The organism is Bacillus haimaensis (genome assembly GCF_048270625.1).
GTDB classification, from domain to species: Bacteria; Bacillota; Bacilli; order Bacillales; family Bacillaceae_I; genus Sutcliffiella_A; species Sutcliffiella_A haimaensis.
On the sequence record NZ_CP158164.1, the window covers coordinates 443,085 to 459,962 of the forward strand.

Annotated in this window: 8 protein-coding genes, 22 tRNA genes and 2 rRNA genes; 29 read left to right on the forward strand and 3 right to left on the reverse strand. The window is 45.2% G+C overall.

The window, feature by feature from the left end; all coding sequences use genetic code 11:
- Positions 1 to 260 precede the first annotated feature (260 nt).
- The 29 genes from ABN702_RS02045 to ABN702_RS02185 all read left to right on the forward strand — a co-directional run bounded on the left by ABN702_RS02045 (position 261) and on the right by ABN702_RS02185 (position 14,083).
- A 23S ribosomal RNA gene (locus tag ABN702_RS02045) occupies positions 261 to 3,193 on the forward strand.
- Between the two features lie 112 nt (positions 3,194 to 3,305).
- Positions 3,306 to 3,422, forward strand: a 5S ribosomal RNA gene (rrf, locus tag ABN702_RS02050).
- A gap of 11 nt (positions 3,423 to 3,433) precedes the next feature.
- A tRNA-Val gene (locus ABN702_RS02055) sits at positions 3,434 to 3,509 on the forward strand.
- Between the two features lie 65 nt (positions 3,510 to 3,574).
- A tRNA-Thr gene (locus ABN702_RS02060) sits at positions 3,575 to 3,650 on the forward strand.
- A 19-nt stretch (positions 3,651 to 3,669) separates the two neighbouring features.
- Positions 3,670 to 3,745: transfer RNA gene (locus tag ABN702_RS02065), tRNA-Lys, on the forward strand.
- A gap of 8 nt (positions 3,746 to 3,753) precedes the next feature.
- Positions 3,754 to 3,834 (forward strand) — tRNA-Leu (locus ABN702_RS02070).
- A 15-nt stretch (positions 3,835 to 3,849) separates the two neighbouring features.
- Positions 3,850 to 3,924, forward strand: a tRNA-Gly gene (locus ABN702_RS02075).
- An 8-nt stretch (positions 3,925 to 3,932) separates the two neighbouring features.
- A tRNA-Leu gene (locus ABN702_RS02080) sits at positions 3,933 to 4,021 on the forward strand.
- Positions 4,022 to 4,055: 34 nt separating this feature from the next.
- Positions 4,056 to 4,132 (forward strand) — tRNA-Arg (locus tag ABN702_RS02085).
- Between the two features lie 4 nt (positions 4,133 to 4,136).
- A tRNA-Pro gene (locus ABN702_RS02090) sits at positions 4,137 to 4,213 on the forward strand.
- 14 nt (positions 4,214 to 4,227) lie between these two features.
- Positions 4,228 to 4,300: transfer RNA gene (locus ABN702_RS02095), tRNA-Ala, on the forward strand.
- Positions 4,301 to 4,328: 28 nt separating this feature from the next.
- A tRNA-Met gene (locus ABN702_RS02100) sits at positions 4,329 to 4,405 on the forward strand.
- Positions 4,406 to 4,411: 6 nt separating this feature from the next.
- A tRNA-Ile gene (locus ABN702_RS02105) sits at positions 4,412 to 4,488 on the forward strand.
- Positions 4,489 to 4,503: 15 nt separating this feature from the next.
- Positions 4,504 to 4,596 (forward strand) — tRNA-Ser (locus ABN702_RS02110).
- 45 nt (positions 4,597 to 4,641) lie between these two features.
- A tRNA-Met gene (locus ABN702_RS02115) sits at positions 4,642 to 4,718 on the forward strand.
- Between the two features lie 3 nt (positions 4,719 to 4,721).
- A tRNA-Asp gene (locus ABN702_RS02120) sits at positions 4,722 to 4,797 on the forward strand.
- A gap of 16 nt (positions 4,798 to 4,813) precedes the next feature.
- Positions 4,814 to 4,889 (forward strand) — tRNA-Phe (locus tag ABN702_RS02125).
- A 21-nt stretch (positions 4,890 to 4,910) separates the two neighbouring features.
- Positions 4,911 to 4,986 (forward strand) — tRNA-Thr (locus ABN702_RS02130).
- 24 nt (positions 4,987 to 5,010) lie between these two features.
- Positions 5,011 to 5,083, forward strand: a tRNA-His gene (locus tag ABN702_RS02135).
- Between the two features lie 11 nt (positions 5,084 to 5,094).
- Positions 5,095 to 5,168 (forward strand) — tRNA-Gly (locus tag ABN702_RS02140).
- Between the two features lie 3 nt (positions 5,169 to 5,171).
- Positions 5,172 to 5,248: transfer RNA gene (locus tag ABN702_RS02145), tRNA-Ile, on the forward strand.
- 10 nt (positions 5,249 to 5,258) lie between these two features.
- A tRNA-Asn gene (locus tag ABN702_RS02150) sits at positions 5,259 to 5,333 on the forward strand.
- 5 nt (positions 5,334 to 5,338) lie between these two features.
- Positions 5,339 to 5,429 (forward strand) — tRNA-Ser (locus tag ABN702_RS02155).
- A gap of 17 nt (positions 5,430 to 5,446) precedes the next feature.
- A tRNA-Glu gene (locus ABN702_RS02160) sits at positions 5,447 to 5,518 on the forward strand.
- A gap of 622 nt (positions 5,519 to 6,140) precedes the next feature.
- Positions 6,141 to 8,033 (forward strand): 1,4-alpha-glucan branching protein GlgB, encoded by a 1,893-nt coding sequence (gene glgB, locus ABN702_RS02165; RefSeq protein ID WP_417899204.1) that lies wholly within the window; start codon positions 6,141 to 6,143, stop codon positions 8,031 to 8,033.
- A complete protein-coding gene (locus ABN702_RS02170; RefSeq protein WP_417899205.1) occupies positions 8,030 to 9,184 on the forward strand; it encodes a glucose-1-phosphate adenylyltransferase in 1,155 nt (384 codons plus the stop codon). The genes glgB and ABN702_RS02170 overlap by 4 nt, the downstream gene beginning before the upstream one ends.
- A 30-nt stretch (positions 9,185 to 9,214) precedes the next feature.
- A complete protein-coding gene (locus tag ABN702_RS02175; protein ID WP_417899206.1) occupies positions 9,215 to 10,240 on the forward strand; it encodes a sugar phosphate nucleotidyltransferase in 1,026 nt (341 codons plus the stop codon).
- The gene (gene glgA, locus ABN702_RS02180; protein ID WP_417899207.1) at positions 10,237 to 11,688 is read left to right on the forward strand and encodes a glycogen synthase GlgA; all 1,452 of its coding nucleotides are present in this window, start codon (positions 10,237 to 10,239) and stop codon (positions 11,686 to 11,688) included. The genes ABN702_RS02175 and glgA overlap by 4 nt, the downstream gene beginning before the upstream one ends.
- Complete coding sequence (locus ABN702_RS02185) at positions 11,678 to 14,083, forward strand: glycogen/starch/alpha-glucan phosphorylase (RefSeq protein ID WP_417899208.1); 2,406 nt, start codon at positions 11,678 to 11,680, stop codon at positions 14,081 to 14,083. The genes glgA and ABN702_RS02185 overlap by 11 nt, the downstream gene beginning before the upstream one ends.
- Before the next feature lie 46 nt (positions 14,084 to 14,129).
- Here the strand turns inward: ABN702_RS02185 and ABN702_RS02190 are convergent, their stop codons facing one another.
- The 3 genes from ABN702_RS02190 to ABN702_RS02200 form a co-directional block, all read right to left on the reverse strand.
- Positions 14,130 to 14,858 (reverse strand): lipase family protein, encoded by a 729-nt coding sequence (locus ABN702_RS02190; RefSeq protein ID WP_417899209.1) that lies wholly within the window; start codon positions 14,856 to 14,858, stop codon positions 14,130 to 14,132.
- 133 nt (positions 14,859 to 14,991) lie between these two features.
- Entirely contained in the window at positions 14,992 to 15,738 is a 747-nt protein-coding gene (locus ABN702_RS02195; RefSeq protein WP_417899210.1) for a TraR/DksA C4-type zinc finger protein, read from the reverse strand.
- A gap of 127 nt (positions 15,739 to 15,865) precedes the next feature.
- Positions 15,866 to 16,804, reverse strand: coding sequence for a 1,4-dihydroxy-2-naphthoate polyprenyltransferase (locus tag ABN702_RS02200; RefSeq protein WP_417899211.1), 939 nt, complete (start codon positions 16,802 to 16,804; stop codon positions 15,866 to 15,868).
- Positions 16,805 to 16,878: the final 74 nt, after the last annotated feature.

Genomic DNA, 16,878 nt, shown 5'->3' on the forward strand with positions numbered 1-16,878 from the left:
TTTTGAGAGAGCATTCTCTCAAAAAAATATGCGCTTGCGTCTGCAAGTGAATTCAATAAGTTGGATTCCTCAGCGCATGGCAGCATGAAGTAACGGTCTGAAGCATCGCATGAAGTGATGCAAATCAGTAGCCATGTTCCTTGAAAACTAGATAACGTTAAGTAATATCAAGATACATTCACAAGTATCGTTCATCTTAGTAATTTTCTTTTAAGATATCATCGCTGATATCGAAAAAACATGACAATTAGTTTGTCAACGGTTAAGTTATTAAGGGCGCACGGTGGATGCCTTGGCACTAGGAGCCGATGAAGGACGGGACTAACACCGATATGCTTCGGGGAGCTGTAAGTAAGCTTTGATCCGGAGATTTCCGAATGGGGAAACCCACTGCTCGTAATGGAGCAGTATCTTTACCTGAATACATAGGGTACTGAAGGCAGACCCGGGGAACTGAAACATCTTAGTACCCGGAGGAAGAGAAAGCAAACGCGATTTCCTGAGTAGCGGCGAGCGAAACGGAATTAGCCCAAACCAAGAGGCTTGCCTCTTGGGGTTGTAGGACACTCAACATGGAGTTACAAAGGAACGGGGTAAATGAAGCGATCTGGAAAGGTCCGTCATAGAAGGTAAAAACCCTGTAGTTGAAACTTCGTTCCCTCCTGAGTGGATCCTGAGTACGGCGGGACACGAGAAATCCCGTCGGAAGCAGGGAGGACCATCTCCCAAGGCTAAATACTCCCTAGTGACCGATAGCGAACCAGTACCGTGAGGGAAAGGTGAAAAGCACCCCGGAAGGGGAGTGAAATAGATCCTGAAACCGTGTGCCTACAAGTAGTTAGAGCCCGTTAATGGGTGATAGCGTGCCTTTTGTAGAATGAACCGGCGAGTTACGATCCCGTGCAAGGTTAAGTCGATGAGACGGAGCCGTAGCGAAAGCGAGTCTGAATAGGGCGAATGAGTACGTGGTCGTAGACCCGAAACCAGGTGATCTACCCATGTCCAGGGTGAAGTTCAGGTAACACTGAATGGAGGCCCGAACCGACTCACGTTGAAAAGTGAGCGGATGAGGTGTGGGTAGGGGTGAAATGCCAATCGAACCTGGAGATAGCTGGTTCTCTCCGAAATAGCTTTAGGGCTAGCCTCATATGTTAGAGTCTTGGAGGTAGAGCACTGATTGGACTAGGGGTCCTCATCGGATTACCGAATTCAGTCAAACTCCGAATGCCAAAGACTTATCTATGGGAGTCAGACTGCGAGTGATAAGATCCGTAGTCAAGAGGGAAACAGCCCAGACCGCCAGCTAAGGTCCCAAAGTATACGTTAAGTGGAAAAGGATGTGGAGTTGCTTAGACAACCAGGATGTTGGCTTAGAAGCAGCCACCATTTAAAGAGTGCGTAATAGCTCACTGGTCGAGTGACTCTGCGCCGAAAATGTACCGGGGCTAAACGTATCACCGAAGCTGCGGACTGTTCTTACGAACAGTGGTAGGAGAGCGTTCTAAGGGCGTTGAAGCTAGACCGGAAGGACTGGTGGAGCGCTTAGAAGTGAGAATGCCGGTATGAGTAGCGAAAGAAGGGTGAGAATCCCTTCCACCGAATGCCTAAGGTTTCCTGAGGAAGGCTCGTCCGCTCAGGGTTAGTCGGGACCTAAGCCGAGGCCGAAAGGCGTAGGCGATGGATAACAGGTTGATATTCCTGTACCACCTCCACTCCGTTTGAGCAATGGGGGGACGCAGAAGGATAGGGTAAGCGCACTGTTGGATATGTGCGTCTAAGCAGCAAGGCTGAGAAGTAGGCAAATCCGCTTCTCCTATAAGGCTGAGCTGTGACAGCGAGGGAAATATAGTACCGAAGTTCCTGATTTCACACTGCCAAGAAAAGCCTCTAGCGAGGAGTATGGTGCCCGTACCGCAAACCGACACAGGTAGGCGAGGAGAGAATCCTAAGGTGAGCGAGAGAACTCTGGTTAAGGAACTCGGCAAAATGACCCCGTAACTTCGGGAGAAGGGGTGCTCTGTTAGGGTGTTAAAGCCCGAGAGAGCCGCAGTGAATAGGCCCAGGCGACTGTTTAGCAAAAACACAGGTCTCTGCGAAGCCGTAAGGCGAAGTATAGGGGCTGACGCCTGCCCGGTGCTGGAAGGTTAAGGGGAGAGGTTAGCGCAAGCGAAGCTTTGAACCGAAGCCCCAGTAAACGGCGGCCGTAACTATAACGGTCCTAAGGTAGCGAAATTCCTTGTCGGGTAAGTTCCGACCCGCACGAAAGGCGTAACGATCTGGGCACTGTCTCAACCAGAGACTCGGTGAAATTATAGTACCTGTGAAGATGCAGGTTACCCGCGACAGGACGGAAAGACCCCGTGGAGCTTTACTGTAGCCTGATATTGAATTTTGGTACAGCTTGTACAGGATAGGTAGGAGCCTGAGAAGCCGGAGCGCTAGCTTCGGTGGAGGCGTCGGTGGGATACTACCCTGGCTGTATTGAAATTCTAACCCGCAGCCCTTATCGGGCTGGGAGACAGTGTCAGGTGGGCAGTTTGACTGGGGCGGTCGCCTCCTAAAGAGTAACGGAGGCGCCCAAAGGTTCCCTCAGAATGGTTGGAAATCATTCGCAGAGTGTAAAGGCACAAGGGAGCTTGACTGCGAGACCTACAAGTCGAGCAGGGACGAAAGTCGGGCTTAGTGATCCGGTGGTTCCGCATGGAAGGGCCATCGCTCAACGGATAAAAGCTACCCCGGGGATAACAGGCTTATCTCCCCCAAGAGTCCACATCGACGGGGAGGTTTGGCACCTCGATGTCGGCTCATCGCATCCTGGGGCTGTAGTCGGTCCCAAGGGTTGGGCTGTTCGCCCATTAAAGCGGTACGCGAGCTGGGTTCAGAACGTCGTGAGACAGTTCGGTCCCTATCCGTCGTGGGCGCAGGAAATTTGAGAGGAGCTGTCCTTAGTACGAGAGGACCGGGATGGACGCACCGCTGGTGTACCAGTTGTCTTGCCAAAGGCATAGCTGGGTAGCTACGTGCGGACGGGATAAGTGCTGAAAGCATCTAAGCATGAAGCCCCCCTCAAGATGAGATTTCCTTTTACTTCGGTAAGTAAGATCCCTGAAAGATGATCAGGTAGATAGGTTCGAGGTGGAAGCATGGCGACATGTGGAGCTGACGAATACTAATCGATCGAGGACTTAACCCAAAAAACAATGAACGGCACTTGTGAATCTTGATAAGAAAAACGTTATCTAGTTTTGAAGGAATATAGCAAATAATGCTTGATTTTCTTTCAAAAGTTTATATAATATTAATAGTCTGGTGGCGATAGCGAAGAGGTCACACCCGTTCCCATACCGAACACGGAAGTTAAGCTCTTCAGCGCCAATGGTAGTTGGGGGCTGTCCCCCTGTGAGAGTAGGACGTTGCCAGGCTATATATATTCGGAGGATTAGCTCAGCTGGGAGAGCATCTGCCTTACAAGCAGAGGGTCGGCGGTTCGATCCCGTCATCCTCCACCAAGATTTTTTCACGTAGTGAAAATAATCAACCATTTTTCACGCAGTGAAAATAATCATCATTTCATGCCGGTGTAGCTCAGTTGGTAGAGCAACTGACTTGTAATCAGTAGGTCGTGGGTTCGACTCCTATCGCCGGCACCACTTTTCTTAAATATTTTACGTGCCATTAGCTCAGTCGGTAGAGCATCTGACTTTTAATCAGAGGGTCGAAGGTTCGAGTCCTTCATGGCACACCATTTATCTTGCGGGTGTGGCGGAATTGGCAGACGCGCTAGACTTAGGATCTAGTGTCTTTGACGTGGGGGTTCGAGTCCCTTCACCCGCATTGTAATTTTATAACGCGGAAGTAGTTCAGTGGTAGAACACCACCTTGCCAAGGTGGGGGTCGCGGGTTCGAATCCCGTCTTCCGCTCCAACAGACTTGCCGGGGTGGCGGAACTGGCAGACGCACAGGACTTAAAATCCTGCGGTAGGTGACTACCGTACCGGTTCGATTCCGGTCCTCGGCACCAGATTTTCTTCGCAGAAGCAAAATAACTTTCATAAGCGCCCGTAGCTCAATTGGATAGAGCGTTTGACTACGGATCAAAAGGTTAGGGGTTCGAGTCCTCTCGGGCGCGCCATTTACGGGGAGTAGCTCAGCTTGGTAGAGCACTTGGTTTGGGACCAAGGGGTCGCAGGTTCGAATCCTGTCTTCCCGACCATTAAGATTTCATTTGGGGCCTTAGCTCAGCTGGGAGAGCGCCTGCTTTGCACGCAGGAGGTCAGCGGTTCGATCCCGCTAGGCTCCACTTATAGAAATATAAACTTCACTTTTTTGGCGGTGTAGCTCAGCTGGCTAGAGCGTACGGTTCATACCCGTGAGGTCGTGGGTTCGACTCCCTCCGCCGCTACCAAAAAAAGGACCTTTAGCTCAGCTGGTTAGAGCAGACGGCTCATAACCGTCCGGTCGTAGGTTCGAGTCCTACAAGGTCCACCAGAAATTCTTATATTCGGAGGAATACCCAAGTCCGGCTGAAGGGATCGGTCTTGAAAACCGACAGGGGCGTCAAAACCCGCGGGGGTTCGAATCCCCCTTCCTCCTCCATTATATATATAAGAATGATGAGAATTTTATATGTATTTACATTGTCGCGGGGTGGAGCAGTCCGGTAGCTCGTCGGGCTCATAACCCGAAGGTCGCAGGTTCAAATCCTGTCCCCGCAACCAAATGGTCCCGTGGTGTAGCGGTTAACATGCCTGCCTGTCACGCAGGAGATCGCCGGTTCGATCCCGGTCGGGACCGCCATTTTTAACTTAATAGTGGCTCGGTAGCTCAGTTGGTAGAGCAATGGACTGAAAATCCATGTGTCGGCGGTTCGATTCCGTCCCGAGCCACCATTTTTATATTAATGAACATTAGCCGGTGTAGCTCAGTTGGTAGAGCAACTGACTTGTAATCAGTAGGTCGTGGGTTCGACTCCTATCGCCGGCACCAGTTCTACAAAAAAATAGTATTATGGCGGTTGTGGCGAAGTGGTTAACGCACCTGATTGTGGTTCAGGCATTCGTGGGTTCGATTCCCATCAGTCGCCCTTTTTTTTTTGCGGGTGTAGTTTAATGGTAAAACCTCAGCCTTCCAAGCTGATGTCGTGGGTTCGATTCCCATCACCCGCTCCATATGGGCCTATAGCTCAGCTGGTTAGAGCGCACGCCTGATAAGCGTGAGGTCGGTGGTTCGAGTCCACTTAGGCCCACCATATGATTTATTCCACCATAGCTCAGCGGTAGAGCATTCGGCTGTTAACCGAAGGGTCGTAGGTTCGAATCCTACTGGTGGAGCCATATTCGGGGAAGTACTCAAGTGGCTGAAGAGGCGCCCCTGCTAAGGGTGTAGGTCGTGTAAGCGGCGCGAGGGTTCAAATCCCTCCTTCTCCGCCATCAAAATTCAATCATGCGGCCCGTTGGTCAAGCGGTTAAGACACCGCCCTTTCACGGCGGTAACACGGGTTCGAATCCCGTACGGGTCATCAAAAAGTTGTGGTATTTTTATAAATATCATGGCTTTTTTTATTTTGCGAATTTGTTTGAATAAGCCTTTCTTCTCTTTACGTCGTAATAAAAAATATGATAATTTGATCTTATATTATTTTTTGATCCCCGGATTTTCTCATTATAAACGATATCAGTCCAATCAAATTCCTCCTAAACTAGCTGCTCCTTATTCCCCAAAGAAACTTCTTCTAACTTATTTTTATACCCCATATACTACCCAATAAAACCCAAATTCAAATAATAATATTATTATTTTTATATAACTTTTAAGATGTAACCGCTTCCACATTCATTCACCCTTCTTTTTCTGTAAAAAACTTTTCGACAAAATCTCTTATAAAACAATTGAATATCCTGTCATATTTTCTTTATTGTAAACCTTTACATTTATTCAGTCATATCAAGAACTCTGAAGGGATGGTAATGGAAGCGGTTTCCGTAAAACAGCGTATTTTCGACAAAATAGCAAAATATTGTGAATTTTGTAATTTCGTGTCTAGCGATTGGACCTTGTCGTAAAAAGGAGAATGGGTTAAAAAAGAGAATAGTAAAGTATAACAATAATCTTTTTGAAACTATTCCGAAAGGGTGACGATATTGATTGCAACGAGCGCCACTGATTTTCAGCTGCACCTATTTCATGAAGGGACCTTGTATAAAAGCTATGAGCTTTTTGGTGCACATGTAATAAAGCATCGGAAAAAGGTTGTCGGCACCAGGTTTACAGTCTGGGCACCTCATGCAAAGGCGGTTAGGCTGATTGGTACATTCAATGACTGGAATGGAAAAGAATACGTATTAGAAAAACTGAATAATGAGGGTGTCTGGAGTATTCAATTGCCAGAAGAGCTAACTGGCCACCTTTACAAATATGAAATAGTGACAAAAGAAGGGGAAGTGTTACATAAGTCTGATCCATTTGCATTTCATGCAGAGGTCCGTCCAAAGACCGCTTCCATCGTCTATGACCTGGAAGGATACAAGTGGAAGGATCAAAACTGGCGGAGACGAAAAAAGAGAAAGCTAGTGTATGAGAAGCCGATGTTCATTTACGAATTACATATGGGCTCATGGAAAAAGAAGGAGAACGGAGAGCTATACTCCTATTTGGAGCTAATAGAAGAATTGATTCCCTATGTGAAAGAGCATAAATTTACTCATATAGAGCTCTTGCCATTGATTGAGCATCCTTATGACAGGTCTTGGGGATATCAGGGGACAGGTTATTATGCTGCAACGAGCCGTTATGGCACTCCACGTGAGTTAATGGCTTTTATTGATGCCTGTCATCAAGAGGATATCGGGGTGATACTGGATTGGGTACCTGGACACTTCTGTAAGGATGCGCATGGGCTATCCATGTTTGATGGAACTCCAACATTTGAGTATCAAACCTACAATGATCGGGAAAATGAGGTATGGGGAACGTCCAATTTCGATTTGGGGAAGCCTGAAGTAAGAAGCTTTCTGATTTCCAATGCGATGTTTTGGATGGAGCATTTCCATGTGGATGGATTCAGGGTAGACGCTGTTGCCAATATGCTGTATTGGCCCAATACGCAGGAAGTCCATGCGAATCCTTTTGCACAGGAATTCTTGAAAAAGCTGAATGAAGCGGTTTTTGAATTCGACTACAGTGCACTGATGATCGCGGAGGATTCAACGGATTGGCCATTGGTTACCTCCCCTACATCTGTTGGAGGACTTGGTTTTAACTATAAATGGAATATGGGCTGGATGAATGACATTCTTAGCTATATGGAGGCTCCTCCCGAGCAAAGGAAGCATTTGCATGACAAGGTCACCTTTTCCATAGTCTATGCCTTTTCAGAGAATTTCATTTTACCTTTTTCCCATGACGAAGTAGTCCATGGGAAGAAATCTTTATTGAATAAGATGCCAGGAGAATACCAGGATAAGTTCAAGCAGCTGAGGCTATTGTATGCTTTTCTGGTCGCCCATCCAGGTAAAAAGCTGCTATACATGGGAAGTGAATTTGGCCAGTTTGATGAATGGAAGGACCTCGAGCAGCTCGACTGGTTCCTACTGGAAGAGTATGAAACACATCAGCAGATGAATCTATATGTAAAAGATCTGCTTGCCTTCTACCAGAGTCAAAAGGCTTTATATGAACTGGATCATTCACCTGATGGATTTGAGTGGATTGATGCAGATAATCGGGAACAAAGCATTTTCTCCTTTGTTCGAAAAGGAAAGAAGCAATCTGATACACTCGTGGTCTTATGTAATTTTACCGGAGCGTCCTATGAACAGTATAAAATTGGTGTTCCACTTTTAGCGGATTATGAAGAGGTTTTCCATTCCGATCACGTACAGATTGGTGGTACAGGTATCGGAAATGAGGAGGTAATTAGTGCGCAGGAAGGTGCATATCACGGCAAGGAGTTTCATATGATGGTCAATGTTGCGCCCTATGGAGTGAGCATGTGGCGTCCTAGGAAAATTCGAGGGGAGAGTAATGGGAGATGATGAAGAATAAATGTGTAGCAATGTTACTGGCAGGAGGAAAAGGAAGCCGATTAAGTTCCTTGACTAAAACACTTGCAAAACCTGCTGTACCGTTCGGTGGGAAATATCGGATCATTGATTTTGCATTAAGCAACTGCACCAACTCCGGGATTCATACGGTTGGCGTTTTGACACAATATCAGCCACTTGTATTAAATTCATATATAGGAATTGGAAGTGCATGGGACCTGGATCGTAAAAATGGAGGAGTGACCGTTTTACCTCCATATACGGAATCCTCCGGTGTGAAATGGTATACGGGAACGGCAAGTGCCATCTTTCAGAACCTTAACTACTTAAAGCAATATGAGCCTGAATATGTGCTTATCCTATCTGGTGACCATATTTATAAAATGAACTACGCAGAAATGCTGGATTATCATATTAAGAAGGATGCTGATGTCTCCATATCAGTAGTGGAGGTTCCATGGGAGGAAGCAAGCCGCTTTGGAATCATGAATACGAATGAAAAGCTTGAAGTAGTGGAATTTGACGAGAAGCCGGCCAACCCGAAAAGCAATCTTGCATCCATGGGAATCTATATTTTCAAATGGTCCGTTCTGAAGGAATATTTGGAGATGGATGATCGTAACCCGGATTCCAGCCATGATTTCGGAAAGGATGTCATTCCTTTGCTGCTTGAAGAGAATAAGAGATTGGTAGCCTATCCTTTCGAAGGCTATTGGAAGGATGTCGGAACGGTTAAAAGCTTATGGGAAGCCAACATGGATCTATTAAAAGAGGATTGCGAGTTGAACTTGTTTGAATATGACTGGCGTGTTTATTCAGTCAACCCAAATCAGCCTCCTCAATATATTGCTCCATGTGCGGATGTAAATGATTCCCTTGTCAATGAAGGCTGCTTCATCGAAGGGAAAATCGATCATTCTGTCCTTTTCCAGGGAGTGAAGGTAGGGAAGAATTCCGTTATTCAAAATTCTGTCCTGATGCCAGATGCGGTGATTGGTGAAAATGTCTATATCAATAAGGCAATCGTACCTTCCGGACTTGTGATCCCTGATGGAGTTGTCATATGCCCAGAAAAAAATGAAGATGAAATCATTTTGGTCACGGAAGAAATGATGGAAAAAGGGATTTTCTCTATATCATAATTAGAATACGCCAAAGGAAGGATGAGAATCATGAATAAATCTATGCTCGGAATCATTGATGCGACCATTCATAATGAAGAAATGAAGGAGCTTACGTTAAAGAGGTCTATCGCTGCTGTTCCGTTTGGCGGCCGTTATCGCCTGATCGATTTTGTTTTATCCAATATGGTAAACTCGGAAATTCAAAGTGTAGCAATTTTTCCTCGATTTCAGTATCGCTCATTGATGGATCACCTGGGTTCAGGCAAGCAATGGGATTTGGACCGTAAACGTGACGGCTTGTTCTTTTTCCCAAGCTCTGTGGGGGAAGTGGACGGAAATACAGGGTCATTTCAGCATTTCAAGGAGAATGAAGATTTCTTTCTGAGAAGCACGCAGAAGTATGTGGTTATCTCAAACAGCTATACGGTTTGTAATATGAATTTCAAGGTAATGCTAGAGCGCCATTTGAATAACCGCTGTGATATTACACATGTTCTTCATCAGGAAGAGTCCATGGACATATTTATTTTAGAAAAGGATTTGCTGGTAAAGCTTTTTATGAACTATGAAAAAACAGGCTATGGAAGCATAATGGATGTAGTAGACGATATGAATAGCGGGTATAAGGTCTGTAACTATGAATTTACTGGTTATGCGGCTGTCATAGATTCCATTGAAAGCTATTATAAGCATAGCTTAGAACTGCTGAATCCTGCTGTATGGCAGCAAGTGTTCATGAAGAACCAGCCCATCCTTACAAAAGTCAAGGATGAACCGCCGACAAGCTATGGCAAGGATGCCTTTGTTAAGAACTGCATGATAGCCAATGGTGCTATCATTGAAGGGCATGTGGAAAATAGTATCATTTTCCGAGGTGTGAAAGTAGGCAAAGGGACTGTCATCAAAAATAGCATTGTCATGCAAAAAGGTGTAATCGGATCGAATTGTGTTTTAGATTCTGTCATTCTAGACAAAGATGTAAAGGTAGAGGATGGCACGGCAATAACAGGTAAACAAGATTCTCCATATCTAGTTAGAAAAGGTACAGTACAAGGAGCTCTGATGAATTCGTGAAGGTATTGTTTGTCGTATCGGAATGTGTTCCGTTTGTAAAATCTGGTGGCTTGGGCGATGTTGCGGGAGCATTGCCTAAGGAACTGAAAAAGCTTGGTACGGATGTAAGGGTCATTCTGCCGAAGTATGGGCAGATCCCAGAAGCATACAGAAAGAAAATGAAGCGAATCCAGACCACCTATGTGGATGTCGGTTGGAGACATCAATACTGTGGAATTGAACAATTGGTGCTGGATCATGTCACCTATTATTTCATTGACAATGAGTATTACTTTAAGCGAGATTCCTTGTACGGCCATTTTGACGATGGGGAGCGCTATTCCTTTTTCTGCCGGGCGGTACTGGAAAGTATGACGGCCATCGATTTTGTTCCTGATGTGATTCATTGCCATGACTGGCACACGGGAATGGTCAATTTCCTGCTTGAAATAGAATACAGGAAAAATCCACGCTTTGAGCATATTCAAAGTGTATTTACTATTCATAACCTGCAATTTCAGGGGGTCTTTCCTCAGGATATCCTGAAGGACCTATTGGGAGTGGAAGAGCAGTTCTTCTCAACAGACCAGCTTGAGTTTTATGGAAATGTGAATTTTATGAAGGCAGCGCTAGTTTCTTCCGGACTGATTACAACGGTAAGTCCGACGTATAAAGATGAAATCCAAACCGCATTTTTTGGGGAGAAGCTCGATGGAGTCCTGCGCTTCCGCGGTGATGATCTGATTGGCATCATTAATGGAATCGATGATGAGATGTATAATCCAGAAACGGATGAGCATATCGCAGCCACTTATCATGCATCCAAACCTGAAGATAAGAAAATAAACAAACGGGCGCTCCAGAATCTATGTGGATTGCCTGTTAAAGAGGATATTCCCATCATCGCAATGGTTAGTCGCCTGACCAAGCAAAAAGGGTTGGACCTGGTGACGAGAGTCCTTCATGAAGTGCTAGAGGATGATGTTCAGGTGGTGGTATTGGGAACGGGAGATCACAGGTTCGAAAATTATTTCCGTGAATTGTCTCATCATTATCCTGAAAAAGTAAGGACCTTCATCGGATTCGATGAGGCACTGGCTCACCAGATATACGCTGGTGCTGATATGTTCCTCATGCCTTCCCAGTTTGAACCTTGCGGATTGGGACAATTGATTGCCTTGCGATACGGGACCATTCCGATTGTACGTGAAACGGGCGGATTAAATGATACGGTGCATTCCTACGATGAATCCACTCTTGAAGGGAATGGCTTCAGCTTTACTAATTTCAACGCCCATGACATGTTATATACCATCAGAAGGGCCATCTCCATCTATCAGCAGCCGGAAGTATGGGGCGGTATCATGAAGGAAGCCATGGAGCGGGACTACAGCTGGGCCAAGTCCGCTTTCAAATATAATCAGCTATATTCAACATTGATTGCGAGGAGCGGAGTACATGTTCTCTAACAAGGAAAAGTTTAAAGCAACCTTTTTGAAAAAGCTTGAGAGTATGTACGGAAAAAGCTTTCAGGAATCCACTTCACGAGATCATTATCATACACTCGGCAATATGGTGCGCGAATACATAAGCTCCGATTGGATTGCGACAAACGAACGTAATCGTGCTGCCAACGATAAGCAGGTATACTATCTTTCCATTGAATTTCTTTTGGGAAGGCTACTTGGAAACAACCTATTGAATCTGGGAATCCAGCAAGTGGTTGAGGATGGGCTCAGGGAACTTGGCCTTGAACTGTCAGCAATCGAGGAGATTGAAGCGGATGCAGGTCTTGGTAACGGGGGACTTGGACGTTTGGCAGCATGCTTCCTGGACTCCTTGGCTTCTTTAAACCTTCCAGGACATGGCTGCGGTATCAGGTATAAACATGGATTGTTTGACCAGAAATTTGTAGATGGCTACCAAGTGGAATTGCCGGAGCAATGGCTGAGACACGGCAATGTCTGGGAGGTAAGAAAACCTGACCAAGCAGTGGAAGTGCATTTCTGGGGCAGGGTGGAGTCCTATCTGGAAGGGGACAAACAGAAATTCAGGCATGCAAAGGGAGAAGCGATTACTGCAGTTCCCTATGATATGCCAGTCATCGGATACCAGACCAGCACAGTCAATATGCTGCGTCTATGGAGTGCGGAGCCTGCCCCTTTCCCGACAAACAAGGACATCATGCAATACAAGCGGGACACAGAGGCTGTATCCGAATTCCTCTATCCGGATGATACGCATGATGAAGGGAAAATATTGCGCTTGAAGCAGCAGTATTTCTTAGTGGCAGCGAGCATTGGAAGCATTGTGCGTTCGTATCGTAAAAAGAATGGTAGTTTGGTAGATTTCCATAAAAGAGTGAATATCCATATCAATGATACGCATCCTGTACTTGCCATACCTGAGTTGATGAGGATACTGTTGGATGAAGAGGACATGAGCTGGGAGCAGGCGTGGGAGATTACCTCACAAACCATTTCCTATACCAACCATACAACCCTTTCGGAAGCACTGGAAAAATGGCCGGTGTCCATATTCCAGCCTTTACTGCCAAGGATCTATATGATTGTAGAAGAGATAAATGAGCGGTATTGTGCAGAGCTATGGAAGAAGTACCCTGGGGATTGGCACCGAATTGAGGAAATGGCAATCCTTGCACATGGCCTTGTGAAAATGGCCCATCTTGCCATTGTGGGCAGCTTTAGTGTGAATGGAGTAGCAAAAATCCACACAGAAATACTAAAGAATCGGGAAATGCGTTTATTTTATGAAGCCTTTCCGGAGAAATTCAATAACAAGACAAATGGGATTACTCATCGGCGTTGGCTATTAAAGGCAAATCCACAGTTGACTCAATTGATACAGGATACGATTGGAACAGGCTGGATCAAGGATCCCACACAGCTTCGTCAGCTTGATGTTTATGCAAACGATTCCGCCTTTCATGAGAAGCTGGATAGGATGAAAAGGGAACGAAAACTTATCCTTGGTGAGAGAATCAGAAAGCAGACCGGGATGATCATTGATCCCGACAGCATCTTTGATGTTCAGGTTAAAAGGCTTCACGCCTATAAACGCCAACTACTGAATGTATTTCATATCATGTATCTCTACAACCGTTTAAAAGAGGATAACGGCTTTCACATTCATCCACGTACCTTTATTTTTGGCGCAAAGGCATCACCTGGATACTATTATGCAAAGCGTGTCATTAAGCTGATCAATTCCTTGGCGGATAAAGTGAATAATGATCCAGCCATTGGTGGCCGATTGAAGGTGGTCTTCCTGGAGAATTATCGTGTGTCGCTTGCCGAGGACATTTTCCCTGCAGCCGATGTGAGTGAGCAGATCTCTACAGCAAGTAAAGAGGCGTCAGGTACCGGCAACATGAAATTTATGATGAACGGTGCCTTGACGATCGGGACTCTGGATGGTGCCAATATTGAAATCAAGGAAGAGGTAGGCGAAGAGAACATGTTCATCTTCGGGCTTACAGCAGAACAGGTGCTTAACTATTACCAAAATGGGGGCTACCGTTCGAGTGAATACTACCATCATGATAAGCGGATTCAACAAATATTGGAGCAGCTGATAAACGGCTTCTTTCCGGATGTGGATGATCATTTCGAGCCGATTCATGACAGCCTGTTGATGCAAAATGATGAATATTTTGTATTGAAGGATTTCGCATCCTACATTGATGCCCAGGAGAGGGTGGATAATGCCTACCGTGATCGGAAGGCTTGGCTGACAATGAGTGCGAAGAATATCGCGCATTCCGGTTTCTTCTCCAGTGATCGGACAATTAAACAGTATGCAGATGAGATTTGGGGATTGGAACCGAGTTTTAGTCGGAAGTAATAAGGAAGAGCATTGTTGCTCTTCCTTTTATTGTCTTCGGAATGATTCAAAGCTTCGTTTTCATCGCTTCAATATATGTTTCAATGCTGTGGTTCTTTACAATGGAGCCCTTGCGCAGCAGGAATTGGGAGGGAGTAATAGTATGTTTGTAGTGCCAAGTCTTCTTGGAAATGGGTCCTGTCACTTTAGTTGGCGGGACAAAAGGAACGATATCCGCAAGGTTTACAAAGCGGATGGAGGCTGGTACATGTTGATTGTACTCTTTTGCAAAAGAGGGATCTCCCACTCTTGGAGCAGCATAGCTGTACATATAGATGGAAGAAAAATTGGAATTGAGGGAGCAATCCAGCGCATGAAGTGCGGCAAGCGCCCCGCCCAGACTGTGGCCGGTGATAAAAAGTGTTTTTTCTTTGGATAGAGCGGCCAAGCTATCCAGGACATCCTTTCGGAAGGATTCATAGATGGATAGGAATCCGCCGTGGACAAGTGGTTTTGCATCGCAATACGGAAAAGCTTCCTGGTAAATTTCAGCATCAGAGATCCAATCAGGGTCAGATTGAGTACCTCTGAAAGCAACGATGACCGTTTCATCGGATTCCATAATGAACCCAAACCATTCTAGACTATGAAAAGAAACACCTTTAAATTCTTTCACCACTTTAAAACCATATGGAACGGAAAATATCCCGTTTTGAAGGTATTGGTCATATGCCATCTGGCAGCACTCTGCCAAAAAAACAGCCCATTCCTTAGAAAGGATTCCTCGGGTATACATTTGTCATATCCCTCACTTTACATCAAAAATCGTGATAGTGGTCTATGATAATGTATTGAGTGCTTCCCAAATGGTGCACATTTATCGATATAAAAAAGCCGAAGTGTATAGTCACTTCAGCTTTTCACAATGTTCACCCTTCTGTATACGGATCCTTTTCGTAGCCTGGCAAATCACCGAATGAGGTCATGGTTCCTTCTTCATCAAGGGCATCTTCATATGCTTCATGCTTTACAGAAGGATATACCTTAATGTTCTGGCCATACATATCTGTTCCAATAAAATTTTCGTAATCCTCGACATAGCCTTCATTTTCTTCACTTTCCACATAGGCACGTCCGTAATGCTCGATATCCTCCGAAAAATCGGAAGGGGATTCTGAAGTTCCGTAGCTTTGGACAATCTGCCACGTATCCTCGGAATCAAAGGACGTTCCTTCTGATTCATCATATTCAAATCTTCCATAAGCCGGGGCAAGCACTTCCTCTTCTACAGGGCGATTTTTTGAAACTGCCTGATCAGGACTATGCTCCTTGCAGTACGTTGTAGTGGGCAGCGCTTCGAGACGTTCTTCGTTGATTTCTTTTCCGCAAGCTTCACAGATCCCATATGTTCCGTTTTCCATCGCTTGCAGCGCATGATCTATGTCCTGGAGTTCTTTTTCGGCATGTTCATTCAAAGCGATATCCTTTTCACGCTCATAAAGCTCTGTTCCAAGGTCTCCGGGATGATTGTCATATGCGGATAGCTCGCTCACAGTTTCGTATGGGTGCTCAATTTCCAATTGATAATGATCATTTTGTTCCAGATGAGCCTTTACTTCTTGTTTTGATTGTTCCAGCTGTTGTTTCAAGTGAGTAATTTTTTCATGGGAAATCATAATGAAGACTCCTTTCAAAATCCTGTCTATTTGTATTATGAACCTCCCACGAAAAAACATGATTTCCAATTAGTGAGCAAATAAAAAAGGTCCACACAAAAACGTGTGAACCTTTGTTCATTGAAAATTAGACAAAATATCCAATTACCAAACCAATTCCGAGCAGAAAACCGAAAATGGTATTGGTCTGTGCAGTTGCCACCATTGCAGGCATCATGGTGACATTGCTTTTGTTGTTCGAAAAGCCTTTTATGGCAGATAACGGCTTGACGATGGACAAGAATACTAATAATGACCAGAGTGATGCGTAGTCCAATGCGATAAAGAGCACAATAAGCGTATAGGATATGATGAACATAGCCGCAAGCAGTGTGATGGCGTTTTTACGCCCAATCAAGATTGCCACCGTTTTACGACCGTTCTCCTTGTCGCCAACGATATCACGTATATTGTTTGCCAAGAGAATAGCCCCAACAAGTATGGAGATTGGGATGGAAATAAGCATGCTTGTCGAAGAGACTGTCCCAGTTTGAATATAGAATGAAATCAGGATGATCACAAATCCCATAAAGAAACCTGCTACAATTTCTCCAAATGGGGTATAGGCAATAGGGTAGGGACCACCTGTATAAAAGTACCCCGCTGCCATACAGGCTGTGCCGATTGCGGCAAGCCACCATGTACTATTAAGGCAGATGTATACACCGAGCAGTGTGGCAATCCCAAAGAAAATAAAGGCCAATTGCAAAACAGTCTGGGGCTTGACTCCGTGACGCACGATCGCGCCACCGATCCCGACTGAATTTTCATTATCCAGGCCTTTCTTGAAATCGTAGTATTCATTGATCATGTTTGTTGCTGCCTGGATTAAAAGGCTTGCCAATAACATGGCTAAAAACATTGGCCAATCGATGGCCGTTTCATAAAGGGCGAGCGATGTACCAATAAAGACAGGTACAAATGCTGCGGTTAATGTATGTGGACGCAACAGGTTCCACCAGACCTTCCATCTTTTTTCAGAAGGTGCTTGAAAACCAGGTTGTGAAGAAATAGTCTGAGGCTGCATGATGACCCCTCCATCTAATAAATGAAATACAGAAATATAATATTATAAATACAGTATAAGTGTATGTAAAGGGA